The organism is Glutamicibacter sp. NPDC087831 (assembly GCF_044742845.1).
Lineage (GTDB): Bacteria > Actinomycetota > Actinomycetes > Actinomycetales > Micrococcaceae > Glutamicibacter.
On the sequence record NZ_JBIUVH010000003.1, the window covers coordinates 283,560 to 310,322 of the forward strand.

A 26,763-nucleotide genomic window follows, 5' to 3' on the forward strand; every position below is an offset into this window, starting at 1 on the left:
ACATGGCGAAAGCCGATTCCCCGGATCCGGCCTCGGTCCGGGAAAGCGATACAAGTACTTGCGGGCCTACGAGCAGGTGCTGGGCGGCGGAACTTGGACCAGCTGAACGAGAGGGAATGCCTCGGGCTCAACACTCATCGCTGCAGGAATCACAGGATGACCCGCACTGGCGTTCTTGCACGGATCGTGCAGCAGAAAACCAGCTCGGGCGGAACCCGCGGACGCCTGCCTGGGGCTTTGCGCCGGGCGCGGGACGATGCTGATCCAGGAAAGGACCAAGGGAACCTCGGCGGTAGAGGCCCGTTAATAGGCAAAAGCTGGCTCTCTGCCGAGGGCCAGCTTTTGCCTATCTTTTGGAATCTAGTCCAGCTGCATGACGTTTTCGGTAACGACCTCTGCGCGGGCGTTGGAGAAGATCTGCTCGGTGCCAACGGTCTTGAACCCTCGGCGTTCCAGGACCTTGATGGAACCTAGATTGTCCTGGACCACATGCGCGGTCAATGGGCGCTTGGTGTATTCGGCGAGGAAGGTGTCTACCGCGCTGGTGGTCAGTCCCTTGCCCCAGTACTTGGTCGAAGTCCAGAAATTGATCTCTGGTACTTCGCCGTCGAAGACCAGAATGGATCCAACGACTTCGCCCTCATGCTCGATGGTGCGAACCAGAACATTCGGATCGTTCAGAATCGAGTTCCAGTGGTGGTCGAATACCGCGCGGTCGGCTGGGTTACGCGCTTGATAAGCGGCCATGAGGTTCGCCTCGGGTTCTTGCTGATGAGCGAAGAATGCGTCCAAGTCGGAAGGGCGGACTTCTCGTAGCTGCACGATAAAGGCCTTTCAATCGTGTGGGTCAGCGTGCCGGTATTGGCACACCAGTGAACAATGGCTTGAAACCTACACTACCGGGGAAGTGAGTGCGGCGAGTGCCATGTTGGACAATAACGGCTTCAGGCCGGACTTTTTAGTCCTCGGCGAGTGGGCGGAATGAGCAGTCGAGTTCAGCAAGCCGAAGACGGCGTGCGCGCGGAATCTGTGCGACTGCTTGCTTCCGGTGGGATGCAATTTGGCCAGTTCCGTAGTCCAAAGCCCGATATAGGAGTTCTGGAGTTTGCGGACTAATGCCAGTTCGGCCTTCGGGAGCGATTTCAAATCACGGTCCTGGACCTGCAAAATGTCCGGGCGGGACAGCGAGAAGTCAGTGTGGAAATCAACCAGACGCGAAAGCACCTCCAGGGGAGTGCCGCCGGCTTCCGTGGCCGTGCAGCCCCCGGCATAGATATCTTTGGACATATCTACTAGCAGAGCGATAAGCACTGCCTGCTTGCCGGCGAAATGCCGGTACACGGCCGGACCGGATATGCCGCAGGCAGCGCCCAGATCCTCCAGCGAAACACCCGCGTAGCCATTCAAGGCGAACAGTCGAGTGGCTTCGCGCAAGAGTGCTTCTCGTCGTTCAGCTTTGGCGCGCTCACGCTCTGTTGGTTCATTGAGCGACTGGTATTTGCTCGCCAACACAATCAACTCCTTACGTTTGCCAAGCCTCGGTCTGGACAAGTGTGACCGCTGCCACTAATGTCAAAAATGTAGCTGTTTACCCACCCGTAGGCAGCAACCAGTTAATAAATATTAACCATACGCGTCGCGGCGTGTGCTTCCAAGAAACTCACGCACCTGGCGCAGAACATGACCGCCACCGGTTTATGCACATCCCGCAGCCGATGCCGGTTCGTCCCTCAACGAAGAGAGAGCCTGATGATTGATCTCGAACTCGACGACCAGTATCAAGACCTGGTCGACATGGTCCGCGAATTCGCCCAGGAAGTCGTAGCCCCGCAGAGCGCGCAGAACGATGCCAACCATGCGTTCCCCTATGACATCGTCAAGCAAATGGGGCAGATGGGTCTCTTCGGGCTGCCAGTCTCCGAAGAATACGGCGGTTCCGGCGGCGACTATTTCCACCTCGCGCTGGCGCTCGAAGAACTGGGCAAGGTAGACCAGTCGGTAGCCATCACTCTCGAAGCCGGCGTCTCCCTGGGCGCGATGCCGATCTACCGCTTTGGCAGCGAGGGCCAGAAGCAGAAGTGGCTGCCAGCCCTGGCCGCCGGCGAACGCTTGGCCGGTTTTGGCCTGACCGAACCCGGTGCAGGCTCCGACGCCTCAGCTTCCTTGACCAAAGCGAAACTGGAAAATGGCGAATGGGTTATCGATGGCGCCAAAGAATTCATAACCAACTCCGGTACCGACATCACTTCCCTCGTCACGGCCACCGCTGTCACCGGTGTCGACGAAGCAACCGGCAAGAAGGAAATCTCGGCAATCATCGTGCCGACGGGAACCGAAGGATTCACCGCGGAGAAGGCCTACGACAAGGTGGGTTGGCGTGCCAGTGACACCCATCCGCTGAGCTTCAGCAGCGTGCGAGTTCCGGAGGAGAACCTGCTTGGCGAGCGCGGACGCGGATACGCCTACTTCTTGGAAATTCTCGATGAGGGACGTATCGCCATCGCGGCGTTGGCCACCGGAGCCGCCCAGGGTTGCCTCGACGAGGCGGTGAAGTATGCCAAGACACGGACTTCCTTCGGCCAGGCCATCGGCCAGTACCAAGGCATCTCCTTCATGGTCGCTCGCATGGCTTCGCGCGCCCACACGGCCCGTCTGGCCTACTACGCGGCGGCGGCGAAGATGCTCGCCGGCAAGGACTTCAAGATCGAAGCCGCGCATGCCAAGCTGATTGCCAGCGAAGCGGCGATGGATAACGCCCGTGATGCTACCCAGATCTTTGGCGGCTACGGATTCATGAATGAGTCATTGGTTGCACGGCACTACCGCGATTCGAAGATCCTGGAAATCGGCGAAGGAACCACGCAGGTCCAGCAGATGCTCATTGCCCGCAGCTTAGGTCTCTGATTCTTGCCAGAGGGGGCGCTGCATCCTGATTTTGGGGTGTGGCGCTCTTTGGGCGCTCACAGTAAAACGAACCATAATGGGTAGGGTGAGCTCCCAGAAAACTTTCATTCCAGCCGGACATCCCCGTCGCGTCAGCCTGATCGGTTCCACCGGTTCCATCGGCACGCAGGGACTGGACGTCATCGAAAACGCATCCGGGCAATTCTCCGTGGCAGCGCTGTCCGGTGGGTACAACCTTGAATTACTGGCTCGCCAGGCAATTAAGCACCGCCCTGCGCTCGTTGGCAGCGCCGTGGAATCCAACGAGGAGCTTGCCGCGGCCATTAAGCGAGCCGCAGAAGATGCATCGGTAACCGGATACACTCCCGAGCTGGTGGCCGGCGCGCATGCGGCAACCGAGGTTGCCGCTTTCGCCGAGGCCGACGTGGTGCTCAATGGCATCACCGGTGCCATTGGCCTAGCCCCGACCATTGCTGCCTTGGAAGCCGGCCACCTGCTGGCACTGGCCAATAAGGAATCCCTGATCATCGGAGGCCAGGTAGTCAAGCGGATCGCGGCACCAGGCCAGATCTCGCCCGTTGATTCCGAGCACTCCGCCCTCGCCCAGGCCCTGCGCTCTGGCGCGCCCGAGGAAGTGGCCAAGCTGCTGGTGACTGCCTCTGGCGGCCCATTCTTCGGCTACAGCCATGAGCAGCTGCGTGATGTCACCCCCGCCCAGGCGCTGGCTCATCCAACCTGGGACATGGGGCGCATGGTCACCACCAACTCGGCCACCATGGTCAACAAGGCTTTGGAAGTCATCGAAGCCCACCTGCTGTTCGACGTGCCACTGGAAAAGATCGAGCCTGTGGTGCATCGCCAGTCAATCATTCACTCGATGGTGGAGTTCATCGACGGTTCGGTGATCGCCCAGGCATCGCCGCCGGATATGCGCCTGCCGATCGCTTTGGGCATTAATTGGCCGCATCGGGTTGCCGGTGCCGCGAAGGCTTGCGATTTCTCCACCGCAGCAAGCTGGACCTTCGAACCACTGGATGAGGAGGTCTTCAGCGCTGTAAAGCTTGCCAAGCAGGCCGCAGCGTCGTCGGGAACGCATATGGCTGTCTATAACGCCGCCAACGAAATTGCAGTGGATGCCTTCCACGATGGAAAGATCCGCTTCACCGACATCGTTGAGACCGTGGAACGGGCCTTGGACGAGTACACCCCGATGAGCGCAGCGCTATCGGTCGAAACAGTGCTGGAAACAGACCGCTGGGCCCGCGCCCATGCAACGAAGATCATCGAGGCCAAAGCATGAGTGCATTGCTGTTCATCGGCGGCGTCCTATTCATGGTGGTAGCCGTCGGGCTGTCCATTGCGCTGCATGAAATCGGGCACCTGGTACCCGCGAAACTGTTCAAGCTGCGCGTTCCGCAGTACATGATCGGTTTCGGCAAAACGCTGGTTTCCTTCAAGCGTGGCGAAACGCAATACGGCATCAAGGCCCTGCCCCTGGGCGGCTACATCTCGATGGTGGGCATGTACCCGCCACGCGACCAGGTCGTCTCGGATGCTTCCGGGAAGAAGCCGAATCTCTTCCAGAAGGTCTTCGGACAGATGGTGGATGACGCACGCTCGCAGGCCAACGAGAACGTGCTGCCCAGCGATGAAGGCCGGCTGTTCTACCAGCTGCCGATCTACAAGCGCGTCATCATCATGCTCGGTGGCCCAATCATGAACCTGGTCATCGGGTTCGTGGTGATCGGCATCGTGCTGACCAGCTTCGGCCAGGCTACGCCAACCACCACAGTCTCCGAGGTGTACCAGTGCATTGCCAGCGCACAGAACGCAGAGCAGGCCGAATGCACCGACAAGGATGTCCCAGCGCCGGCTTACGAGGCAGGCCTCCTGCCAGGGGACACGATCACCGCCGTAAACGGCACCGCTGTTGCGGAAGCTGAATGGAATAAGCTCACCGATGTCATCCGCGATCATCCAGGAGAACCCATCACCCTGGACTATGCCCGCGACGGGCAGATTCGCACCACCGAGCTGACTCCGTATCTGACCGAACGCCCGGCGACCGACGAAAATGGCTACGTGCTGCTCGATGAGCAGGGCGAATACATCATGACCAAGGTCGGTTTCGTCGGGATGGGCTCCTTGCAGCGGGACCTGACCCAGCCGCTGAGCGCGGTTCCCGGCGTGATCGGGGATCAGTTGCTGAGAATTGGCGAAGTCATCCTGCACCTGCCCCAGCGCATGGTGGATGTCGCCCAAGCTGCTTTTGGCAGCGAGGAACGCGACCCGAATGGGCCGGTGTCCATCGTGGGCGTTGGGCGCATTGCCGGAGAGATCAGCGCGGAGGATTCCATCTCGGTAGCTGACAAATTCGCAACCTTGCTGTCATTGGTGGGCGGTTTGAACTTGGCCCTGTTCGCCTTCAACCTGATCCCGCTGCTGCCGCTGGATGGCGGCCACGTGGTGGGCGCGCTGTATGAGGGGCTGAAGCGCACAGTTGCCAGGATCTTCAGGATCAAGAAGGTACGGCCTGTGGACACGGTCAAGCTCTTGCCGCTGACTTATGTCGTGGTGGTAGCGATGCTGGTCATGGGCGGGCTCTTAATATATGCGGATATCTTCAAGCCGATACAGCTGTTCTAAGCAGGGAGAAATATGCTGTAGGCATGACTGTTTTTGCTGTTGAATACGCGTACGCCGAGAACTCCACCGAGCTGCGCAATGAACACCGTCCAGCACACCGCCAGTACCTTTGCGGCTTCCTGGGCGAAGGTGCGGTACGCCTTCTTGCTTCGGGGCCGACCCCGGTCAACGACGGCGCGCTGTTGATCTTCGCGGCAGAATCGCAAGCTGCGCTGGACGAAGTGCTTTCCAATGATCCTTTCCAGAAGGTTGGCGGAATCGGCGCGGCCACCGTCACCGAATGGAACCCGGTAATTGGCCTGCTGGAGGATTTCGCGTCCTAGGCGATAGGTACCTTGCACCAGCCTCCGCTGTTCTTTTCCGAGAACAGCGGAGGCTGCCTGCATTAAACAGCTCGGATGGCGCAGACTGGTAGGGGAGAGGAAGTGGAAAACATCATGGATGTGCAGATCACGTCAACGCTGGCGATCCCTGCAGCCGAGCTGAACTGGCATTTCTCCCGTTCCTCGGGCCCCGGCGGGCAGCATGTGAATACCTCGGACTCACGGGTGGAACTCACCTGGGTAATTGGCGCTTCGCGGGCCTTGTCCGACTGGCAGCGTCAGCGCTTGCTGGCGAAGCTCGGACCTCGCTTGGTGGCCGGGGCCATCGTCGTGACTGCTTCCGAAGAACGATCGCAATGGCGCAACCGCCAGCTCGCCCAAGAGAAGTTGGGGCGCATCGTGGAAAAAGCGCTGGCGCCGGATGCACCGGCACGCAAGGCAACGAAACCTACCCGCGGTTCTCACCGGCGCAGGCTGAGTGCCAAAGCTACTCGCTCAGCCACCAAGCAACTTCGCCGCAAACCAGGGATGGACTGATCCCAGCGATCAGCTACTGTGCTTCATGTCACTTTGCTGCACGGAATGGTTGGGGTGGGGAAACGGTTGAAAGTAGGTGAAGCGTCAGCTTTCTATTATTTTGCCTTTAGGAGAACACCCTATGACCACCAAGGTCCTCACCCTCGTCGGTTCCCTGCGCAACGGTTCGACCAACCAGCAGCTGGCCGAAGCCACTTCGCACAACGCACCTGAAGGCATGGAAGTTTCCGTGTTCAGCGGCTTGGAGAACATTCCTTTCTACAACGAGGACCACGACGTGGAAGGTGGCGTTCCTGCCGCCGCCCAGGCCCTGCGCGACGCAGCCGGTGACGCCGATGCGCTGATGCTGGTCACTCCTGAGTACAACGGCACCATGCCAGCTGTCCTGAAGAACGCCATTGACTGGCTGTCCCGCCCCTTCGGTGCCGGTGCGCTCAAGGACATGCCAACCGTGGTCGTTGGCACCGCTTTCGGACAGTACGGTGGCGTCTGGGCGCAGGACGAAGCGCGCAAGGCACTGAACATCGCCGGCGCCAACGTGCTGGAAAACGTCAAGCTGGCTATCCCTAACTCGGTAGTACGCTTCGCTGAACTGCACCCGAAGGATGACGCTGAAGTTGTCGAGCAGGTCTCTGGCGTGCTGAGCAGCATCAAGGAAATCGCCGAAGCCAACTAGGTTTTCACGATCCCCGGAAGCTCAATAGTGCAAGAAAGGCCACGGTAACCGTGGCCTTTCTCGCATGAGTACCCGCTCACCGCGATACGGTGACATACTTGGACTAGAGAAATACCCACAATCTATTCGGAGGCGTCCATTGACTTCGGTCAGCCTAGGCATGCCGGCAGGCCCACCGCCGGTACTCGCACCACGTCGCAAGACTCGCCAGTTCCAGGTTGGATCCGTAGGTGTCGGCTCCGACTCGCCGATTTCGGTTCAGTCGATGACTACCACCAAGACCCACGACATCAACGCCACCTTGCAGCAGATTGCCGAGCTGACCGCTGCCGGTTGCGACATCGTGCGTGTGGCCTGCCCAACGGATAAGGATGCGGAAGCGCTGAAGATCATTGCGATGAAGTCGCAGATCCCGGTGATCGCCGATATCCACTTCCAGCCAAAGTACGTCTACGCTGCCATCGAAGCAGGCTGTGGCGCGGTGCGCGTGAACCCCGGCAATATCCGCCAGTTCGATGACCAGGTCAAGGAAATCGCGCAGGCCGCCAAGGACCACGGCACCTCCATTCGCATCGGCGTCAATGCTGGCTCGCTGGATCGCCGCTTGCTGCAGAAGTACGGCAAGGCCACCCCTGAAGCGCTGGTTGAATCAGCTGTTTGGGAAGCTTCCCTATTTGAAGAGCATGGATTCCATGACTTCAAGATCTCGGTAAAGCACAACGACCCTGTGATCATGGTCCGTGCCTACGAGATGCTGGCCGAACGCGGGGACTGGCCACTGCACCTGGGCGTGACCGAAGCCGGTCCAGCATTCCAGGGCACCATCAAGTCCGCCACCGCTTTCGGTGCACTGCTCTCCAAGGGCATTGGCGACACCATTCGCGTATCGCTGTCCGCTCCACCGGTAGAAGAGGTGAAGGTCGGCAACCAGATTCTGGAATCGTTGAACCTGCGCCCCCGCAAGCTGGACATCGTTTCTTGCCCGTCCTGCGGTCGTGCCCAGGTGGATGTCTACACCTTGGCCGAGCAGGTTACCGCTGGGCTCGAAGGCATGAAGGCTCCATTGCGCGTGGCAGTAATGGGCTGCGTTGTCAACGGACCGGGCGAAGCCCGCGACGCTGACCTCGGCGTTGCCTCCGGCAATGGCAAGGGGCAGATCTTCGTTAAGGGCGAAGTCATCAAGACCGTCCCGGAAGATCAAATTGTTGAGACTTTGATTGAAGAAGCCAACCGTTTGGCAGCAGAAATGGGACTGGACAATGACGAGAATCCTTCCTCGGGTTCTCCCATGGTCTCCGTCAGCTAGAACTAGCCGCCGGAGCGTCGAGGGAGAGCCGCGCATCTTGGGCCGTCGTGATACGACAGCCCTCATTGAGCTGCTCGATCGCGACCCCGTCGCCAATATATTCACCCGTTCGCAGGTGAGCATCCACCGGTCAGCAGTCCCAGACGGGTTTGCGCACATCGTTGGCTTGGACGGCAGCGAAGGTCTTGAATCGGCATGCTGGGTGGGCGCTAATATGGCGCCCACCGCCATGCCGGAGTCCGATGCCCAGAAGTACGCCATGCATGCCATCGATTCCCGACAGCGATTCGCCTCGGTATTCGGACCGGCAGAAACAGTTCTGGCCATGCATGACGTCTTGCGGGGTGGTCCGCAAGAAATTTTTGATGTCCGGGAAAATCAGCCATTAATGGCCATCACCCAAATCCCGGAGGGAATTCGCCGCAACCGGATTCGGCCGGCTCAGGTTCAGGAATTCGACCTAGTCCTGCCTGCCAGCGCTGCCATGTTCGAAGAAGAACTTGGATATTCGCCGTTGGAAAACGGGGGAAGCTTCTACCGCAACCGTGTACGCCAGTTAATTCGTGAGGGGCACACGCTCATGGACTGCGACCAGCGCGGCAACGTGATTTTCAAGGCTGATTTAGGCACCGTCACCGACGAAGTAGTGCAAATCCAAGGTGTTTGGGTGAACCCGATGTATCGCGGCCAAGGCTTGGCTGCCGGCTACATGGCCTCCACGGTGGACTACGCGATGCAGTTCGCTCCTGTAGTGAGCCTGTACGTCAACGACTACAACACCGCTGCAATCAAGACTTATCAGCGCATCGGCTTTGAACAGGTCGGCACCTTCGCAACGATCCTGTTCTGAACAGCAGTGGCACGGGCAACGTGGAAATCAACCGGTTCTGCTCTTGAGCCACCTGCAGCTACTTCGCCAGAAACAATTCCGCCTTACCGCGGATCTGGCTGGCTGCAAAGAATCCCGCAGGTGAAGGCGAAAACGAAGTTGATTGCGGATCCCGGTTCATCGTCAGTTGTGCAACGTTCTCATGACTAATACGGCGCTATAACGGGCCATTCGGTATTCGCGGCAGTCAGTGCTCCAGCTGCGCGGCCAATGAAGCCCGAGCATCGACAAATAAAGTCGCATGAACGACTGTTGCCGGAAGTTGAGCTTATCGCCGCGACCCACTTAGCCGCTATGAGTCCCCATTACCTGCTTTTCCTTTGTATCGCTGGCGAAGCTCGAGTGGCGGGAAACCTGTTTAGCATCCTTTGAGGACTTTCGCTTAGCTGCGGCAAACATCCATTTCTCCGGCTAATGGAGAGCAATCCATTCGCTTAATGACCCGGCAAGGGAAACGGGACCCAGGTGCTATGCAACTTGGGCTATTTCTTCTTCCGCTCAACGCGGGAGCAACAATGCCCATCGAATGATCATCAGTCTTCTAGACTCGAAAGTGTAAAAGTGATGGTGATGGGAAAATTTGTGGTTCAAGCCATTGGTACTAAAGCGTATTTGGGTGCTGCTATGTGCGCAGCAGTACTCCTCATTAGTGGATGCAGTTCGCCAGAAGTCGAAACCGGTGCCTCGACGGTCGCCCCAGTCCAGCTCGACGACGGACAGCTGGAAAATCTGCTTGAGGATTTCGCCAAAGACGAAGAAAACTCCCAAGTCATCAACGACAAACAGCTACGCAAGAGCATTCCGCAAGCACAGGAGTGGATAGAGAACGCCCAAGTGAATCCCAGTAAATGCGGAGTTACCTTTGCTGAGCCGGTCGCAGATCAATTGCAGAGCGCCACGATGGGCGCCATCGAATTCGAGGACAGCTACCTAACTGTTGCAATCTACAAAGACCCTGAAGTTTTGCAAGCGCAATGGGTTGCCAAAACTGAGGCCAATGCTGATTGCTCGCGTTACACAGTCAAATTAGGCAATGAGACTCGCGCTTACCACATTGCAAAGCAGCCTATTGATTCTGCTGCAGGATTGGCCGACGGGTATGTAATTACCAGCAGTGATGGGTCGTCCACCAAACAGCAGCTCATCATTCGCTCCGCTAATTCGAACGTCCTGCTCGGCATTCAGCGTTCCACTTCTGCCGCGAACACCGCGAACGAAGTTGAAGAAGCATCCGGGATCCTCCAAGAACTCATGAACCGACTTACCCAGTAGTTCATTTCAAGACGCCATCGGTCTTCCGGTGGCAATTACGGAAAGCAATAGATGACTAAGCGTTTAGCCCTCTGGGCATTGCCATTGGCCACGACCATGATGCTGGCTGGATGTTCTTCGAATTCCGCGACAGAACCAGCGGAAACGGCTGTTTCGACGGCCCCGGCGGAAAGCAAGAAGACTTCTGCCTCGGGTGATGTGCTCAGTGCGGAGCAGGCAGAGTCCATTGCTTCCAAGCTTTTGGAAGGCGACAACGCAGTCCAGATAGTTGGCAATGAGCAGATGCAGAAGCAACTGGAAGTTGCCAAGAACGCTGAAACTCCCAGCGGAATCAAGCCGGAAAAGTGTGCCGAGATGAATGCCAAGTATTCAGTTACCGACTTGACGGCATCGGTATCCGCAACGGCGACCAGTTCCTCCGAATCCGTCGGCAAAGTCGTGCAGGTCTTCTCGTTGACCGACGAGGCCACCCGCAAGAACGTATCGGAGGCATTGACGCTGGATGATCTGGAGGGATGTGAAAAGGCCACTGTTGAGCTGGGCGGCGAGGAAATCGAAACTCAACGCCAGATCCTGCCGCTGGACGTCGAAGCGGATCAATCGTTGACCATGTCCACCCAGATGGATGCGGGTGGCGGACAGCTACTGACCTCGGTCGTTGTGCAGGCTCTGCAAGATGGCAATTTCGTGCTGGTTACCCTGCAGACCGGTTCGCAGCAACCAGCTGAACTAGCCGCACAGGCAGTGGAGCTGGCAGATCGGGCGTTCGCCGAAATCGAGGCGGCTCAGTAGCCGAACGGGCGGGGTATCCGTTTTATGGACTCTCCAACATCAGTTGGCCTTGCACCGAGGAGTGCAGAGCTCGTGGTTTAGCAGCCAACATGCCTTTTCCTCGAAGCAGCGTACCTCCGAGTCATATTGGCCCGCTTGGCAGATGAACGAGAAATCAACTGCTGGGACCTTGTTTCTGTGCGGTGCCTGCCGATTTCTCTTTGACTGGTGCTTTTCCTGGCAACGGGTGGCAAGCGACCAACCCTTGACCATTCAAGTGAACTTTGGACTCTATTCCATTCGCTGCAACACTCTCTCATAGTCCTTTTATTTCCAACACATTGTGAAATACTGTGGATGGCTTATCATCACCAACGTGAGGAAATCACCATGAAGAAGCGTTCACTCTGGGTGCTGCCTGTAGCAGTTGCCCTTGCCTTGACCGGTTGCAGCTCGAATTCAGGGACCGAGGGCGCTGCTGGCTCTTCGGAGGCCCCTCAGGAGCAGGAAAGCGCGGGGGTGCCAGCGCTGACTGCTGAGCAAGCCGCTGCAGTTGCCAAAACCTTGGGTGGAGACGGACCGAATGTGCAGGTTCTGGATAGCGATGCACTTAGCGGCTCATTGGAAAGCGCCAAGGGCCTGATCGATCAGATGGAGATCGAACCTGCGAAGTGCGCCGAGTTCGTCTCGCAGCAGGGGACCCAGGACCTGGACGGCGTCAACATGGCCGCAGCGATCGTCGTTGGCGAAACAGGCGAGAGCAACAGCTACTCCGTCGCTGGCTACGAGGATACTGCCAAGCTGGATGCAATCAAGGACATGGTAGATGCCAAGGACCTGCAGGGCTGCGAGGACTTCTCGATGAGTGTTGCGGGCCAGAAAGTTTCTGCCTCGGCCAAGATCCTGGATGCTGAATCCGATGCGGACAAGACCATCGTAACCCACACTGCCATGACCATGAATGGCGAAGAGGTCCCAGGCGGTTCTTACCAGATTCAGGGCGTAGTCGGTGAAAATGTTGTGGCCGTTTCCCGCACCCAAACTGGCGAACAAGCTGATGGCGAGGCTGTGAAAGCACTCGTTGAGGAACTGAACAAGGCAGTTGAAGAGGTTAAGGCCACGGCCAAGTAGGCCTCCTTCAGCCGTTGAAGGCTCTTCTGGTTCCAAGGGAATCAGAAGAGTCTTCACTTCTTTGCGCGGCAAATGCTTCCCAATGATGCGCGAGTCATGGCATTCTCAATGGATGACCCTGGAACACGGTGCGCCACGCAAATCCATCGAGGCTGCCTTGACTGCGGGCGAGGATCCGACGCGCAAAGCCCGAAGCTTGAAGTCCCTGCATCAGCTCTGGGCCGAAGGTGCGTGCATCCCTGAAGTGGTGCGGCCAGTGGTGGCTCGTTCATGGTCCAGGGCCGGCAAGCTTGGAACAGATATCGTTCCCTTGGATACTTCTGAAATACGCGAGCGCAGGCAGGCCAACGAAGAACTCAACGGACTGGTCGAGCTCTTCAAGGAGCGTTTGCTCTCCTTGGCCACCCAGGCGGGAAACCAGCTGGTCATCTCCGACGAGCAAGGATTCGTGCTCTGGGTGCTCGGGCCCTCTGCAGTACGCCGCCGAAGTGACGGCATCGGATTTGTCGCCGGTGCACGCTGGCGCGAAAGCGACGTGGGCACTAATGGGATCGGCGCGGCAATGGCCGAGCGTGCCCCGGTGCAGATTTTCGGCCCGGAGCATGCCCGGGAAGAACAGCACAACTGGGTCTGCACATCGGCGCCGGTCATGAATCCTGCCGCCTCGGCGCTGATTGGCACGATCACGCTGGCAGGCTCGTTCCGCACGGCGCATCCGCACTCCTTGGCTCTGGTCTCATCCGTGGCCCGAGAAGCAGAATTATTTCTGCAAACCGAGCATGCCTTGAAAATGCAGACGCTCCAGCTTTCCACCCAACTGCCCGAAGGCGAGTACGTCCTAGTTGACGTGCAAGGCTCCATAGCCGCCGCCCAAGGCTACAGTGTTGGATCCAAGCTCAATTTGCCGATGTCCATGGAAGAAGGGCGGAACTGGATTTCCGGGCTGGGATCAATAGATGCGCGGCGGACACCGGGAGGCTGGCTGCTGCAAAGGGCAGAAGGCCAGGTGAGCCTCCAGCTGTACGCAGGAGCTTCACTGCAGGCTATTGTCCATTCGCCCGGTGGGGCGACGCGCATCAACTTGAGCGCGAAGCATTGGCAGATCCTTGAGCTGCTGGCTGCGAACCCTCACGGAGTGAGCTCAGGGCAGTTGGCGAGCCTGTGGCCTGCGGATACGCCGAACGTCACCATCCGTGCCGAAATATCCCGCTTGCGTTCCAAGCTGCGTGGCCTGATCGCCTCACGTCCCTACCGGATCGTGGTCCCGGTGAGCAGCCACTAGCAATCCCGGAGCAGCTGCAACCTATTGCAACGCTTTTCTTTTGTGACGCAGATCATATTCTTTCATTAGTCGCGGAGGGCCCGAATGGCCATCCATTGAATCCCGATGAAGAGATGAGACGCAAATGACTGACAATGATTGCTTGTTGCAAGCCCGGAGCTGGTTCCATTCCTTGCAGATAGCGTTGGAAGCGGGTGACGCGCCAGCAGCTGTGCAGCTATTTTCGGAGGAGTGCTACTGGCGGGATCTGGCCTCGATGACATGGAACCTTCACACCAGCGAGGGCCGTGACGGGATCGAGAAGATGCTGCTTGGCGTTGAACGAGGCGCGTGGCCGCGGAACATCGAAGTCACCAGCGCACAAGAGGCTGACGGCGTCATTGAAGCCTGGTACACGTTCGAGAACGACGCATTCAACGGGCTTGGATTACTCCGCTTGCGCGATGGGAAGGCCTGGACCCTGCTGAGCACCGCGCAGGGCCTGCGCAAATTCCCCGAACCTGCTGGTCCGCGCCGCGAACTGGGCGCCGAGCACGGCGTAGCGATGAGCAAGGAAAACTGGCTTGATCGACGCACCGCGCAGCAGCAGTCCCTGGGGATCACCGACCAGCCCTACACGCTGATTGTCGGCGGCGGCCAAGGCGGCATAGGCTTGGCCGCTCGGCTCAAGCGCATGGGTGTTCCTGCCCTGGTCATCGATAGGCATCCGCGTCCCGGTGACCAATGGCGTTCGCGCTACCATTCCTTGGCGCTGCACGATCCGGTCTGGTATGACCATATGCCCTACATTGATTTCCCCGACCACTGGCCGGTGTTCACGCCCAAGGACAAGATGGGGGATTGGCTGGAAAGCTACACCAAGCTCATGGAGCTGGACTATTGGTCACTGACTGAAGCGACCAGCGCCCGGCAGGATCCGGAAGGAGAGGGGTGGATCGTCGAGGTAGAACGCGACGGAGTACCATTGACCCTGCGTCCCACCCAGCTGGTGCTGGCCACCGGCATGTCCGGTATTCCGAACATTCCCCAGTACCCGGGAGCCGAGATCTTCAAAGGCGAGCAGAACCATTCCTCCAAGCATCCAGGCGGCGAACGGTACGCGGGCAAGAACGTCGTGGTTATCGGCGCCAACAACTCCGCACACGATATCTGCGCGGATCTGGTGCAAAACGGGGCCAAGCCGACTATGGTCCAACGTTCCAGCACGCATATCGTGCGCTCCGAATCGCTGATGAAGCATGTGCTGGGCGGACTGTACTCGGAAGAAGCCCTCGCTGCCGGCATAGACCACAACAAGGCAGACCTGATCTTCGCCTCCATCCCGTACAAAGTCCTCCCGGAATTCCATAAGCCGGTCTTCGAGAAAATCCAGCAGGAAGACGCGCACTTCTACAAGTCGCTGGCGGATGCGGGATTCGAGCTGGACTTCGGCGACGACGGTTCAGGGCTGTTCCTCAAGTACCTGCGCCGCGGCTCGGGGTACTACATCAACATCGGTGCCAGCGAGCTGGTGGCCGACGGATCGATTGCTTTGGCCCATGGCGAGGTATCGCACTTGACCGAAGAATCGGTGGTGCTGGCCGATGGCACTCGACTGCCGGCGGACGCGGTGGTCTACGCCACCGGTTACGGCTCGATGAACGGATGGGCGGCGAAGCTCATCTCCCAGGAAGTCGCGGATGAAGTCGGAAAATGCTGGGGCCTGGGGTCGGGGACCGCTAAGGATCCGGGTCCATGGCAGGGGGAACTGCGCAATATGTGGAAGCCCACCAAGGTCAAGAACCTCTGGTTCCACGGAGGCAACCTGCACCAGTCCAGGCATTATTCGAAGTATCTGGGCTTGCAGCTCAAGGCACGGTACGAGGGCATCGGAACTCCGGTGTATGCGCTCGCCGAAACCTATCATCAATCCTGATAAAACCGTTTCCCTGCCCGTGAATCGGTTTCCCGGTCCCGGAGCAAGCGCTGTATGGCGCTTCCTCCGGGTCACCCGCGCGTCTGCCACGTGGCGGTTTTCGAGCCTCATCCGGACGTTTCGTTGAACTGCAACGGCCTGGAAATCGCACAACGAATTGAACGGAAAGCCGGATGAACCATGATTCCCACGCTCCTGGCACCTGCGCAGTTTATGAATCGGCGCAGACCGCGGATGCCGCAACAACGCCGGTGCACCGGCCTGCGCGCCGCAGCCGACCCAGCTGCGCCATGCTTCCGCGTAAGCCTCGCCATGGGTGCTGGCAAGTACAAATCGGCGGGGAACTGGCACCCGACTGGGATGTCCTTTGCTGGCAGCGACTCAACGAAACAGAACCCTGCAGCGCCCACCATCTATCCAGAGGCCCGCATCCGGCCCCGGGCACGCAACACGATTCCGCGCAAGCCCTTGAATTTATTGGGAAGTGGCCGAAAGCTGTAGCATTGATTAAGGCCAATTTTGCGGCCAAAACCCATTTGATTTTGCATAGCTAGTCGGCATCCGAAAATATTTCTGAAGTCGACGGACGGAAAAGGACACCCCGAGTGGTTTTGAAGCTTTCCACTACCTTCTTGCGCACCTTGCGTGAAGATCCGGTTGACGCCGAAGTCGCCAGCCACAAGTTGTTGGTACGCGCCGGTTACATCCGTCGTGCGGCCCCGGGCATCTACACCTGGTTGCCGTTGGGTTTGAAGGTCCTTGCGCGCGTTGAAGCTATTGTTCGCGAGGAAATGAACGCTATCGGCGGCCAGGAAGTCCACTTCCCAGCGCTGCTGCCACGTGAACCTTACGAACAGACCGGCCGTTGGACCGAATACGGCGAAGGCCTGTTCCGTCTCAAGGACCGCAAAGATGCAGACTACCTCTTGGCGCCGACCCATGAGGAAATGTTCACGCTGCTGGTGAAGGATCTGTACAACTCGTACAAGGATCTTCCGGTCTACCTGTACCAGATCCAGAACAAGTACCGCGACGAAGCACGTCCACGCGCGGGCCTGCTGCGTGGCCGCGAATTCATCATGAAGGATTCGTACTCCTTCAACATCGATGATGAAGGCCTGGACGAAGCCTACATGGCTCACCGCGGCGCCTACCTGAAGATCTTCGAGCGCCTGGGACTGGAAGTTATTCCGGTCTTCGCGCAGGCTGGTGCCATGGGCGGCTCCAAGTCCGAGGAATTCCTGCATCCAACAGCTATTGGCGAGGATACCTTCGTCCGTTCGGCCGGCGGTTACGCAGCCAACGTGGAAGCTGTCACCACCGTAGTGCCAGCGTCCATCGATTACGCCAACGCACCTGCGTTCGAAGTTGTCGATACCCCGGATACCCCGACCATCGAGACGCTGGTTGCCGCGGCCAACGAGCTGCGCCCACGCGAGTCCGGTGCTTGGGAAGCCAAGGACACCCTGAAAAACGTTGTCCTGGCGTTGACCGATCCAGAAGGCAACCGCCAGTTGGTAGTCATCGGTGTTCCAGGCGACCGCCAGGTGGACCTGAAGCGTGTCGAAGCTACCGTAGGTGCCCCGCTGGGCATCATCGGCGAGGTCCAGGTTGAAGCCGCTAGCGGTGAAGACTTGGCCAAGCACCCGGAATTGATTGCCGGCTACATCGGCCCAGGCAACGGCCTGGATCAGGCCGTTCTGGGTACCGAAGGCACCAGCGGCATCACCTACCTGGTTGATCCTCGCGTAGTATCCGGTACCTCGTGGATCACCGGCGCCAACGAAAAGGGCAAGCACGTTTTCGGCTTGGTGGCCGAGCGCGACTTCGGCTTTGACGGCACCATCGAGTCGGTCAACGTGCTAGAGGGCGACCCGGCACCGGACGGCTCGGGCCCATTGCGCACCGAACGCGGTATCGAAATGGGTCATATCTTCCAGCTTGGCCGCAAGTACGCTGAGGCTCTGGATCTGCGGGTCCTGGACCAGAACGGCAAGCTGAAGGTTGTCACCATGGGCTCCTACGGCATTGGCGTCACCCGTGCGGTAGCAGCACTGGCCGAGGCTTACCATGACGAAAACGGTCTGGCATGGCCAAAGCAGGTTGCTCCAGCCGACGTCCACATGGTCGTTACCGGCAAGGGCCCAGAACTGCTTGAGGCTGCTGAGAAGTTGGCCTCAGAACTTGAATCGGCCGGTTTGGAAGTTATCTTGGATGACCGTCCAAAGGTGTCCGCGGGCGTGAAGTTCTCGGATGCAGAACTGATCGGCATTCCAACCATCGTTGTTGTGGGCCGTGGACTTGCTGAGGGCGTAGTTGAGGTCAAGGATCGTGCCACCGGCGAACGCCGCGATGTCAAGGTCGAGGACGTTGTCGCTGAGCTGAGCGCCTAAAAGGCTGTAGCCAATAACTGAATAGGGGAGTAGCGCGGTGCAAGAGTTCTTGGAATTGCTGTCCGTCAACGGTGAACCCGTCTCCTTCTGGCCCCTGGTGTTGCTGCTTCTTGCAGCTTTGGGCGCTGGATGGATTGACGCGGTAGTTGGCGGTGGCGGCCTGATTCAATTGCCCGCGCTGCTTCTTTTCCCCGGCATCACGCCGGTGCAGGCGCTGGCCACGAATAAGCTGGGCTCAATCTTCGGAACGGCTACCAGCGCGGTGACGTACTACCGGCGCACCAGCCCGGATTTGAAGACCGCTATTCCGATGGCATTGACTGCCATGCTCGGTGCCTTCGGCGGAGCTGCGCTGGCCACAATTCTTCCCTCTGGAGCCATTCAGCCCATCATTATCGCAGCGCTCATTGCGGTGCTGCTGTTCACGATCCTGAAGCCCAAAGCCGGGGAGCTGTCGCGCCTGCGCTACGCCGGGCATGGGCATTATCTTCGAGCCATCCTGATTGGGCTGCTGATTGGCGGCTACGACGGGATGATCGGTCCCGGGACTGGATCGTTCTTGATCATCGCCATGGTGACAGTGCTGGGCTACAACTTCTTGCAGTCCTCCGCCAAGGCGAAGATCGTTAACCTTTGCACCAACGCAGGTGCTCTGCTGCTCTTCATCCCCACGGGGCACGTCCTAGTCGCATTAGGCCTGGCCATGGGCGTGATGAATATGCTTGGCGGTTATCTCGGGGCGCGCATGGCGATCTCAAAGGGCAGCGCCTTTATTCGCATTGTTTTCGTGATCGTCGTTTCGGCACTGATTATCAAACTCGGCTCGGACCTGATCCTCGCCGGCAAGTGATAGCTTTAGCGGCCGCTAGCCGCTGATGTGTCGATTGGCGGGTATCCGGCGTAGTGCTGGACATGCTGGGGTTCAATGGCATGGACCATGGAACTGGTCGCCATTTGCGCGATCCTGAAAGTCAAGAAGCTGGAACCCATTGCAGTTTTGTAGAGTTGGGAAACCGTAGTGTGGCTTTCCAGCGGATCTACAACCTGCAACGCTGTGCAACCGATGGATACATACAGGAACCACAAATCGTTGTTCGCCGGATCGAGAGTAGCGATCAGCGCTGGTGGCTGATGCGCGGCCACGAGCGACATGACGTCGTTGACTGTTTCCTCAGGTTGCGCAATGACAATAGGCATGCCTTGGACCCAACCATGTGAACTGAGTTGCGCCCGACCTTGCCTTGAACCGATCACTTCGCTGACCAGTTCTGCTGTCTTCGAACGCATGAATCGACCTGACATTACCCAACCTCCAATTGACGACCTAGCCACAAGTTGTTAGTTCCCCAATAAGTGGAAGAAAGCGGAGAATCCCGCTCCGTGTTATGGGAGCCAAATTCCGTATCTCAAGCACTTGATATTCACGATAGCCCCTTTCGGCGCGAATATCGAGAGCCAGTGAATAGGAACGAGATTCATATATCTTTGAAATCACTCCATGGCGGAGGAAATGGTGGTCGTTGATAAATTGGTTTCGGGTAATACCGCGTAAAACCCGCATGCCATATGCGGGTTATATCTTATAGTGCGGATGGAAATTACGGATCATCCGTGAATTTTAGTGCGCCTCGCGCTGTTTTGGCTCTACCCGAACCGTGCTCTATTTCGACTCAGGGCAATTAGCAGTCGTGATTATTTCGTGATAATTCAACGAAACGTGAAATACGGCTAAATTCTAGCTGAATCCAAAACTATTTCCCGACTTCGCCAGTCTCAAGGATGCGGTATTCCTCATTCGATCCCTGCTGGCCATTGAGAGTCTGGAAAGCGACGGCGGAAATTTTTGCGCCGGCTGCACCATCGCTAACGCCCGCTGCTACGACCAATGCATCAGCAAAATCCCCTTCGGCTTCCGCGGATAGGGCAGCCAGGTCTTCGAGGCCGCCTTCGGGTAGCGCATAGGCGGGTTCACGCAGGTCTGTGCACTGTTCGTCAACGGTCGCACGCAGGCCGCGAAGCTGGCGTCCCAGCTCGCTGCGTCGAGCTTCGACGGCTTCCTTGGCGCTGTCGGCACCACGTGCAGCCGTGAGCTGCAGAACGAAATCTAGTGCATAGCCGCGGTCCAGGGCCCGGGCGACGGCCGTTGGTTCGATGTTCTGCGCTTCGGTGATTTCCTTCGCGGGGTCCAGCAGCTCCTCCTTAGGCAGGCAGGCTACTGGCTGGTCTTTCTGCTCTTCTTCACCCGAGACTGCACTCAGTGGCAAGGCCAAGTCCAAATCACGCTCTTCTCCCAAAGATGCAACAGCGCTGCGGGCGTCCAGATTGATCTGGAAAGCAATCTGGGCCAGCTTCGAATCCCTGGACAGCGACGGTTCTGCGAAGGCAGGCATCGCTGACGATGCGTCGGCGACATTCGTGGCAAGCGCAACCAGCGCGTCGGGGGAGAAGCTTTGCGGCAATGCCGCAGGCTCTTGGTCGTCGAAGCGCAATTCACCGAGCACCGCTGACCCCTGCGACAAGGAAGTCGCCAATGCGGATAGCCTCGAAGCGTTATCCTCGGGTGCCAGCTGGGCCAAGGCTTGGGCCTGAGATGCCAGGTCTGCCAGCTTTGCTCCGTATTCCCACGTCATGCGGGCATCGGCGCTGGCCTCATTGACCTGTTCGGGCAGGCCCCGCTCCACCAGGGCGCCTCGGAAGATGGTGCTGCCAATGCCCCACGTCACGGCAAGGGCAACTGCACCAGCCAGTACCGGAGCAATCCAGCCTGGAGCGCGGCGTACTTGCCTGTCGGTGCGACGGGCGGAATGGGGCGATTTTTCAGTCATAGCGTTTCGATCATGCCATGATCAATGCAGGTAAAGAGGGCAATAGCGGTGTCGAGCGCCACGATGGATAGAAAATGGGCGTGAGTTCCTTCACCTGTGCCCGTTTAGATGTTCTCAATGAGCGGAACGCAATATAGGCTTAACGGACAACATCGAATAGCGTGGGAGGATATCCATGACCGGAATGCCGGCCGATACCGAACAGGAAGCGCAGCGTCTGACTGCATTGCTCTCCAAGGAAGTAGAATCCCACGGGCTTCTCCTGGAGGAAGTCGCCTTGCGTCCCTCCGGCAAGCAGATGATCGTGCAGATCATCGTCGACAAGGCCGACGGTCACGAAACGCTGACTCTCGATGAACTTGGTGAAGTTACCACCACCATCTCCAACGCTCTGGACAAGGACGCCGTCTACGCATCGTCGGCTCCTTACGAACTCGAAGTCAGTTCCCCAGGACTCTCCCGCCCATTGACTGCCCAGCGCCACTGGATCCGCGCCCTCAACCGCATGGTCAAGATTTCGCTGGCCGACGGCACGAAGCTTCGCGGGCGCCTGCTTGAGGTCAACGACGGCGACGTGTTGATTGCTGAGCACCGCGAGCCGGCCAAGAAGGGCATGAAGGTCAAGGTGCTCGATCCTGCGGCCTATGCCTTCGAAAATATCCGTAAAGCTGTTGTCGATCCAGAGCTGAACTTCGATGACGCACTATTTGACACTGCCGATACTGAAGATTTGGAGGGCTAAGCGTGGATATCGATCTGAATGCGCTGCGCATCCTGGAAAAAGACCGCGACATCCCAATGGATGTTTTGATTCCGACCATCGAGTCGGCACTGCTGCTGGCTTACAACAAGACCGAAGGCGCCATGCCTGGCGCCCGCGCGCACATTGAGCGCAGCAACGGCCATGTGGCGATCCTGGTAGAGGACCGCGACAACGCCGGCGTGCTGCTGGGCGAATTCGACGACACCCCGCACGGTTTCGGCCGCATCGCCGCCTCCACCGCCCGCCAGGTAATCATGCAGCGCCTGCGTGAAGCTGAAGATGCGCAGGTTGTCGGCGAGTTCGCAGCCCGCGTTGGCACCCTGATCTCCGGCGTCATCCAGCAGGGCTACTCCTCGCATATGGTGCAGGTCAAGATCGGTGATCTGGAAGCGCTGCTGCCACCAGTTGAGCAGTCCCCAGGCGAGAAGTACCAGCACGGAAACCGCCTGCGCGCCTACGTTGTTTCCGCTGAGCGCGGCAACAAGGGCCCAGCCGTTACCCTGTCCCGTTCCCACCCGAACCTGGTTCGCCTGCTGTTCGAAATGGAAGTTCCAGAAATCGCTGACGGCACCGTCACGGTCGAGGCACTGGCTCGTGAAGCTGGCCACCGTACCAAGATTGCTGTGCGCGCAACCAAGGCCGGTGTCAACGCCAAGGGCGCTTGCATCGGTGAAATGGGAACCCGCGTGCGCGCCGTGATGAACGAACTGAACGACGAGAAGATCGACATCGTTGACTACAACGAGGATCCAGCGAAGTTCATCGCCGCGGCCCTGTCTCCATCGAAGGTCGTCTCGGTAGAGATCCTGGACGAAGCCGAACGCCGTGCTCGCGTGGTTGTTCCCGACTCCCAGCTCTCGCTGGCAATCGGCAAGGAAGGCCAGAACGCTCGCCTTGCTGCCAAGTTGACCGGCTGGCGCATTGACATCCTGGCTGCCTCGGGCGGCAAGGAACCGCAGCTCTAAGCAGCTGCGGGAAATAATTCCAGTTCAGCGTGTTGGAAGCCTAGCTGCGTGTGAGCCACAACTCATGCGTGCTATGGCGTCCAAACGCGCTAGACTAGTAGATGGCTCGTAATAACTAGGGAAGGTGGCGACGGCGCTCGCATGAAGCTGCATCAGCAACGCACGTGCATTGGCTGTCGAACCGTAACCAGTAAAAATGAGCTGCTCCGTTGGGTCCTGAAAGACGGTACACCGCTGCATGCGGTGAGTTTGGATCAACAGGGTTCCGCTTCCGGGCGGGGCACTTGGACCCACGGGACCGAAAAGTGTGTGCAGCAAGCGGTGCAGCGCCGGGCGTTCGCGCGGGCCTTCAGGTCTGCGGTAGACGATTCGCAGGTGCTGCAGGAATTCACTGCATACGAAGATCAGCTGGCAAGCAACCAGCTATCTGGCAAACATGATGAAAGCGGGTCAGAAATCTGATGGCAACCCGATGAGTCGGCAATGCTGAGCGCACAACGATGAACAATCAGTTCTGCGTGATCCACCGTGCGACGGAAGAATTTCACGAATTACACAGCTGATCTGCCAGACCGCTGATCTAAAGATTTATCTTTTGATACCGGGGTTTGAGCAGATCACATCGACACAGGAGAGATGTGGCTAAACCCCGCGTTCACGAGCTCGCTAAAGAGCTCGGAATCACTTCAAAAGAAGCACTAACCAAGTTGCAGGACATGGGCGAATTCGTTCGCTCGGCATCCTCGACCGTTGAACCGCCAGTAGCGCGCAAGCTGCGCGACGCATTCCCAGGTTCCAACGGTGCCGCTAAGCCAGCAGCTGCTGCCAAGCCAGCCGCCGCCAAGCCAGCGACCCCTGGAGCACCGAAGTCGGCTTCCAAGCCGGCTGCTACCCCAGGTGCCTCGGCCCCGAAGCCAGGCGTTAAGCCAGCTGCGGCAGCTCCGGCTCCTGCAGCCCCAGCCGCACCTGCGGCGCCTGCAGCTCCGGTCGCGAAGGCAACCCCTGGCGCTCCATTGCCAGGTGCAGCCCCGGCACCGAAGCCAGGTGCCAAGCCAGCTCCGAAGCCAGGCGCTCCACGCCCAGGCAACAGCCCGTTCTCTTCCCAGCAGGGTATGCGCGGCGCTGAGTCCGGCGAACGCCGTGGTGGCGGCAACCGCGAAGGCGGTCGTGCCCCACGTCCAGGCGCACCTCGTCCGGGCGGTCCACGCCCAGGCAACAACCCGTTCTCCTCGCAGCAGGGTATGCGCGGCGAAGGCGGCCAGGGCGGTCCTCGCCCACCACGCGACGGCCAGCGCGGTCCACGCCCAGCAGGTGTCGGCGGTCCACGTCCGGCTCGTGACGGCCAGGGCGGTCCACGTCCGGCACGTGACGGCCAGCGCGGTCCACGTCCAGCAGGTGCCGGCGGTCCACGCCCAGCAGGCCAGGGCGCTCCACGCCCAGCCGGCGCAGGTGGCCCACGCCCAGCAGGTGCCGGCGGTCCACGCCCAGGTGCTGGCGCAGGTACCACTGCAACCCCGCGCATGATGCCTAACCGCACCGATCGTCCAGCGCCAGCAGGCGGCGGACGTCCAGGTGCAGGTGCCGGCGGCCGCGGTCGCCCAGGTGGCGGCAGCGGTGGCGGCAGCGGTACCGGTGGCGGCTTCCGCCCAGGTGCACCACGCGGTCGCGGTGGCGTTGGCGGTGCTTTCGGCAAGGGAGGCGCCGGTCGCGGCAAGCAGCGCAAGTCCAAGCGCGCAAAGCGCCAGGAATTGGAGCAGATGAGTGCTCCGTCATTGGGCGGCGTGAATGTTCCACGCGGCAACGGCGACACCGAGATCCGTCTGCGCCGCGGCGCGTCGATCACCGACTTCGCCGACAAGATTGGCGCGAACCCAGCAGCACTGGTAACCGTACTGTTCCACCTCGGTGAAATGGCTACCGCCACCCAGTCGCTGGATGAGGCAACCTTCGAGGTACTCGGCGAAGAGCTGGGCTACAAGGTGCTTGTCGTCTCCCCTGAGGACGAAGACAAGGAACTGCTCGAAGGCTTCGGCCTGGACCTGGATGCCGAACTTGAGGCTGAAGGCGAAGACGTGCTTGAAGAGCGCGCCCCAGTCATCACCATCATGGGCCACGTCGACCACGGTAAGACCCGACTGCTGGATGCTATCCGCAAGTCGAACGTTATCGAGGGCGAGCATGGCGGCATCACCCAGCACATCGGTGCGTACCAGATCAACCACATCCATGAGGGCCGCGATCGCGCAATGACCTTCATCGATACCCCGGGCCACGAGGCGTTCACCGCCATGCGTGCCCGTGGTGCCGAGGTCACTGACGTGGCCGTGCTGGTTGTCGCCGCGGATGACGGCGTCATGCCGCAGACCGTGGAAGCACTGAACCACGCACAGGCTGCCGGCGTGCCGATCATCGTCGCTGTGAACAAGATCGATAAGGAAGGCGCCAACCCTGACAAGGTCATGGGCCAGCTGACCGAATACGGTTTGGTTCCAGAAGAATACGGTGGCGACACCATGTTCGTGAAGGTTTCGGCACTGCAGAAGCAGGGCATCGACGAGCTGCTGGACGCTGTCCTGCTGACCTCGGACGTGCTTGAGCTCAAGGCCAACCCGGACAAGTCCGCTCGTGGCGTGGCCATTGAAGCGAACCTGGATAAGGGCCGCGGTTCGGTTGTTACCGTCCTGGTCCAGTCCGGTACCCTCTGCGTTGGCGACACCATGGTGGTGGGCACCGCCCACGGCCGCGTGCGTGCAATGTTCAACGAGAACGGCGAAAACCTCGACGTGGCACTGCCATCGCGTCCGGTACAGGTCCTGGGCATGTCCTCGGTCCCGCGTGCTGGCGACGGCTTCCTGATCACCGAAGACGAGCGCACCGCCCGCCAGATCGCTGACAAGCGCGAAACCGCAGAGCGCAACGCAATGCTGGCCAAGCGCCGCAAGCGCATCACCTTGGAAGACTTCGACAAGGCTGTTGCCGATGGCAAGATCGATACCCTGAACCTGATCCTCAAGGGTGACGCTTCCGGTGCTGTTGAAGCACTGGAAGACTCGCTGATGAAGATCGAGGTCGGCGACGATGTGCAGCTGCGCGTGATCCACCGCGGTGTCGGTGCGATCACCCAAAACGACGTCAACTTGGCAACCGTGGACAACGCCATCATCATTGGCTTCAACGTCCGCCCAGCCGAGCGCGTGGCAGAACTGGCCGACAAGGAGGGCGTCGACATGCGCTTCTACTCGGTCATCTACTCCGCTATCGACGACATCGAGAATGCGCTCAAGGGCATGCTCAAGCCGGAGTTCGAAGAAGTGGCCCTCGGCACCGCCGAGATCCGCATGGTCTTCCGCTCCTCGAAGTTCGGCAACATTGCCGGTTCGATCATCCGCTCGGGCACCATCAAGCGCAACACCAAGGCTCGCCTGGTACGCGACGGCAACGTCGTGGGCGACAACCTGAACATCGATTCGCTGCGCCGCGAAAAGGACGATGTCACCGAGGTCCGCGAGGGCTTCGAATGCGGTATCGGCCTGGGGTCGTTCAACGACATCAAGGAAGGCGACATCATCGAGACCTTCGAGATGCGCGAAAAGCCACGCGACTAATTGCCGACAAGCAATTAGCAGTGTGACTCACTGATTCGTGGGCGTTTGACCGATAAGCTTTGGTCAAGCGCCCACGAGTTTTGAACCATTAGGAGAAAACCATGGCTGATTCAGCCCGCGCCGCACGCCTGGCTAAGCGCGTACAGGTCCTCATGGCCCAGTCGCTGCGCAACGTCATCAAGGACGAGCGCATTGACAACGTCACCGTGACCGACGCTCGCGTCACCAACGACCTGCAGCACGCTACGGTGTACTACACCGTCTTTGGCGATGACGAGATGAAGAAGGACATCGCTACCATGCTGGAAAAGCGTGGCGGTGCCCTGCGCAAGGAATTGGGCCGCAATCTGACCATCCGCCTGACCCCGACGCTGGCATTCGTCGCCGACGAAATCCCCGAGGGTGCCTCGCATCTGGAGGAATTGCTGGCCAAGGCCCGCGAGAAGGACGCCGAGGTTGCAGCTCTGCGCGAAGGCAAGGACTTCGCCGGAGACCAGGACCCGTACAAGAAGGACGAGGACGCCGAAGAAGCCTAAGGGTTTCTGGGCTTCATCCTGACT

Annotated in this window: 24 protein-coding genes; 20 read left to right on the top strand and 4 right to left on the bottom strand. The window is 59.2% G+C overall.

What is annotated here, in order from left to right:
* Positions 1–360: 360 nt before the first annotated feature.
* Both ACIOJF_RS12110 and ACIOJF_RS12115 read right to left on the bottom strand, forming a co-directional pair.
* On the bottom strand, positions 361–822 hold the full coding sequence (locus ACIOJF_RS12110) for a GNAT family N-acetyltransferase (RefSeq protein ID WP_105657260.1): 462 nt from the start codon (positions 820–822) through the stop codon (positions 361–363).
* A gap of 69 nt (positions 823–891) precedes the next feature.
* Positions 892–1,512 (bottom strand): TetR/AcrR family transcriptional regulator, encoded by a 621-nt coding sequence (locus ACIOJF_RS12115; protein ID WP_105657261.1) that lies wholly within the window; start codon positions 1,510–1,512, stop codon positions 892–894.
* A gap of 237 nt (positions 1,513–1,749) precedes the next feature.
* Here ACIOJF_RS12115 and ACIOJF_RS12120 point away from each other — a divergent pair, with 237 nt between their 5' ends.
* From ACIOJF_RS12120 to ACIOJF_RS12190, 15 genes are all read left to right on the top strand, one after another.
* The gene (locus ACIOJF_RS12120) at positions 1,750–2,904 is read left to right on the top strand and encodes an acyl-CoA dehydrogenase family protein (protein ID WP_402741675.1); all 1,155 of its coding nucleotides are present in this window, start codon (positions 1,750–1,752) and stop codon (positions 2,902–2,904) included.
* A 76-nt stretch (positions 2,905–2,980) separates the two neighbouring features.
* Positions 2,981–4,204: a 1-deoxy-D-xylulose-5-phosphate reductoisomerase gene (gene dxr / locus ACIOJF_RS12125; RefSeq protein ID WP_402741676.1), complete on the top strand. Its 1,224-nt coding sequence runs from the start codon at positions 2,981–2,983 to the stop codon at positions 4,202–4,204.
* Positions 4,201–5,550: a M50 family metallopeptidase gene (locus tag ACIOJF_RS12130; protein WP_402741677.1), complete on the top strand. Its 1,350-nt coding sequence runs from the start codon at positions 4,201–4,203 to the stop codon at positions 5,548–5,550. Before dxr ends, ACIOJF_RS12130 begins: the two co-directional genes overlap by 4 nt.
* A 23-nt stretch (positions 5,551–5,573) precedes the next feature.
* Positions 5,574–5,873, top strand: a complete 300-nt coding sequence (locus tag ACIOJF_RS12135) for a YciI family protein (RefSeq protein ID WP_105657265.1) — start codon at positions 5,574–5,576, stop codon at positions 5,871–5,873.
* A 114-nt stretch (positions 5,874–5,987) separates the two neighbouring features.
* Positions 5,988–6,410 carry an alternative ribosome rescue aminoacyl-tRNA hydrolase ArfB gene (arfB, locus tag ACIOJF_RS12140; RefSeq protein ID WP_105661823.1) on the top strand — a complete coding sequence of 141 codons (423 nt, stop codon included), beginning with the start codon at positions 5,988–5,990 and terminating at the stop codon, positions 6,408–6,410.
* Positions 6,411–6,531: 121 nt separating this feature from the next.
* Complete coding sequence (locus ACIOJF_RS12145) at positions 6,532–7,086, top strand: NAD(P)H-dependent oxidoreductase (RefSeq protein ID WP_105657266.1); 555 nt, start codon at positions 6,532–6,534, stop codon at positions 7,084–7,086.
* 139 nt (positions 7,087–7,225) lie between these two features.
* Positions 7,226–8,392: a flavodoxin-dependent (E)-4-hydroxy-3-methylbut-2-enyl-diphosphate synthase gene (gene ispG / locus ACIOJF_RS12150; protein WP_105657267.1), complete on the top strand. Its 1,167-nt coding sequence runs from the start codon at positions 7,226–7,228 to the stop codon at positions 8,390–8,392.
* Positions 8,346–9,242, top strand: coding sequence for a DUF4081 domain-containing GNAT family N-acetyltransferase (locus tag ACIOJF_RS12155; protein ID WP_286134155.1), 897 nt, complete (start codon positions 8,346–8,348; stop codon positions 9,240–9,242). Before ispG ends, ACIOJF_RS12155 begins: the two co-directional genes overlap by 47 nt.
* Positions 9,243–9,758: 516 nt before the next feature.
* Positions 9,759–10,553, top strand: coding sequence for a hypothetical protein (locus ACIOJF_RS12160; RefSeq protein WP_146112255.1), 795 nt, complete (start codon positions 9,759–9,761; stop codon positions 10,551–10,553).
* Positions 10,554–10,604: 51 nt separating this feature from the next.
* Positions 10,605–11,345: a hypothetical protein gene (locus ACIOJF_RS12165; protein WP_146112256.1), complete on the top strand. Its 741-nt coding sequence runs from the start codon at positions 10,605–10,607 to the stop codon at positions 11,343–11,345.
* A gap of 369 nt (positions 11,346–11,714) precedes the next feature.
* Positions 11,715–12,455: a hypothetical protein gene (locus ACIOJF_RS12170; RefSeq protein ID WP_105657272.1), complete on the top strand. Its 741-nt coding sequence runs from the start codon at positions 11,715–11,717 to the stop codon at positions 12,453–12,455.
* Between the two features lie 112 nt (positions 12,456–12,567).
* Positions 12,568–13,737: a GAF domain-containing protein gene (locus ACIOJF_RS12175; RefSeq protein WP_332727080.1), complete on the top strand. Its 1,170-nt coding sequence runs from the start codon at positions 12,568–12,570 to the stop codon at positions 13,735–13,737.
* Between the two features lie 124 nt (positions 13,738–13,861).
* Positions 13,862–15,652: an NAD(P)/FAD-dependent oxidoreductase gene (locus tag ACIOJF_RS12180; protein WP_105657274.1), complete on the top strand. Its 1,791-nt coding sequence runs from the start codon at positions 13,862–13,864 to the stop codon at positions 15,650–15,652.
* A 605-nt stretch (positions 15,653–16,257) separates the two neighbouring features.
* Positions 16,258–18,045, top strand: coding sequence for a proline--tRNA ligase (locus ACIOJF_RS12185; RefSeq protein WP_105657275.1), 1,788 nt, complete (start codon positions 16,258–16,260; stop codon positions 18,043–18,045).
* A 37-nt stretch (positions 18,046–18,082) separates the two neighbouring features.
* The gene (locus ACIOJF_RS12190) at positions 18,083–18,895 is read left to right on the top strand and encodes a TSUP family transporter (protein ID WP_181148826.1); all 813 of its coding nucleotides are present in this window, start codon (positions 18,083–18,085) and stop codon (positions 18,893–18,895) included.
* Positions 18,896–18,900: 5 nt separating this feature from the next.
* Here the strand turns inward: ACIOJF_RS12190 and ACIOJF_RS12195 are convergent, their stop codons facing one another.
* Positions 18,901–19,332 carry a hypothetical protein gene (locus ACIOJF_RS12195; protein WP_133832996.1) on the bottom strand — a complete coding sequence of 144 codons (432 nt, stop codon included), beginning with the start codon at positions 19,330–19,332 and terminating at the stop codon, positions 18,901–18,903.
* A gap of 464 nt (positions 19,333–19,796) precedes the next feature.
* A complete protein-coding gene (locus ACIOJF_RS12200; RefSeq protein ID WP_105657277.1) occupies positions 19,797–20,870 on the bottom strand; it encodes a hypothetical protein in 1,074 nt (357 codons plus the stop codon).
* A 175-nt stretch (positions 20,871–21,045) separates the two neighbouring features.
* Here ACIOJF_RS12200 and rimP point away from each other — a divergent pair, with 175 nt between their 5' ends.
* From rimP to rbfA, 5 genes are all read left to right on the top strand, one after another.
* The gene (rimP, locus tag ACIOJF_RS12205) at positions 21,046–21,612 is read left to right on the top strand and encodes a ribosome maturation factor RimP (RefSeq protein ID WP_105657278.1); all 567 of its coding nucleotides are present in this window, start codon (positions 21,046–21,048) and stop codon (positions 21,610–21,612) included.
* A gap of 2 nt (positions 21,613–21,614) precedes the next feature.
* Entirely contained in the window at positions 21,615–22,598 is a 984-nt protein-coding gene (nusA, locus tag ACIOJF_RS12210) for a transcription termination factor NusA (protein WP_105661830.1), read from the top strand.
* Between the two features lie 141 nt (positions 22,599–22,739).
* Complete coding sequence (locus ACIOJF_RS12215) at positions 22,740–23,060, top strand: YlxR family protein (protein ID WP_105657280.1); 321 nt, start codon at positions 22,740–22,742, stop codon at positions 23,058–23,060.
* Positions 23,061–23,236: 176 nt separating this feature from the next.
* Positions 23,237–26,203 (top strand): translation initiation factor IF-2, encoded by a 2,967-nt coding sequence (infB, locus tag ACIOJF_RS12220; RefSeq protein ID WP_105657281.1) that lies wholly within the window; start codon positions 23,237–23,239, stop codon positions 26,201–26,203.
* A 101-nt stretch (positions 26,204–26,304) separates the two neighbouring features.
* Positions 26,305–26,739 carry a 30S ribosome-binding factor RbfA gene (gene rbfA / locus ACIOJF_RS12225; RefSeq protein WP_105657282.1) on the top strand — a complete coding sequence of 145 codons (435 nt, stop codon included), beginning with the start codon at positions 26,305–26,307 and terminating at the stop codon, positions 26,737–26,739.
* Positions 26,740–26,763 lie beyond the last annotated feature (24 nt).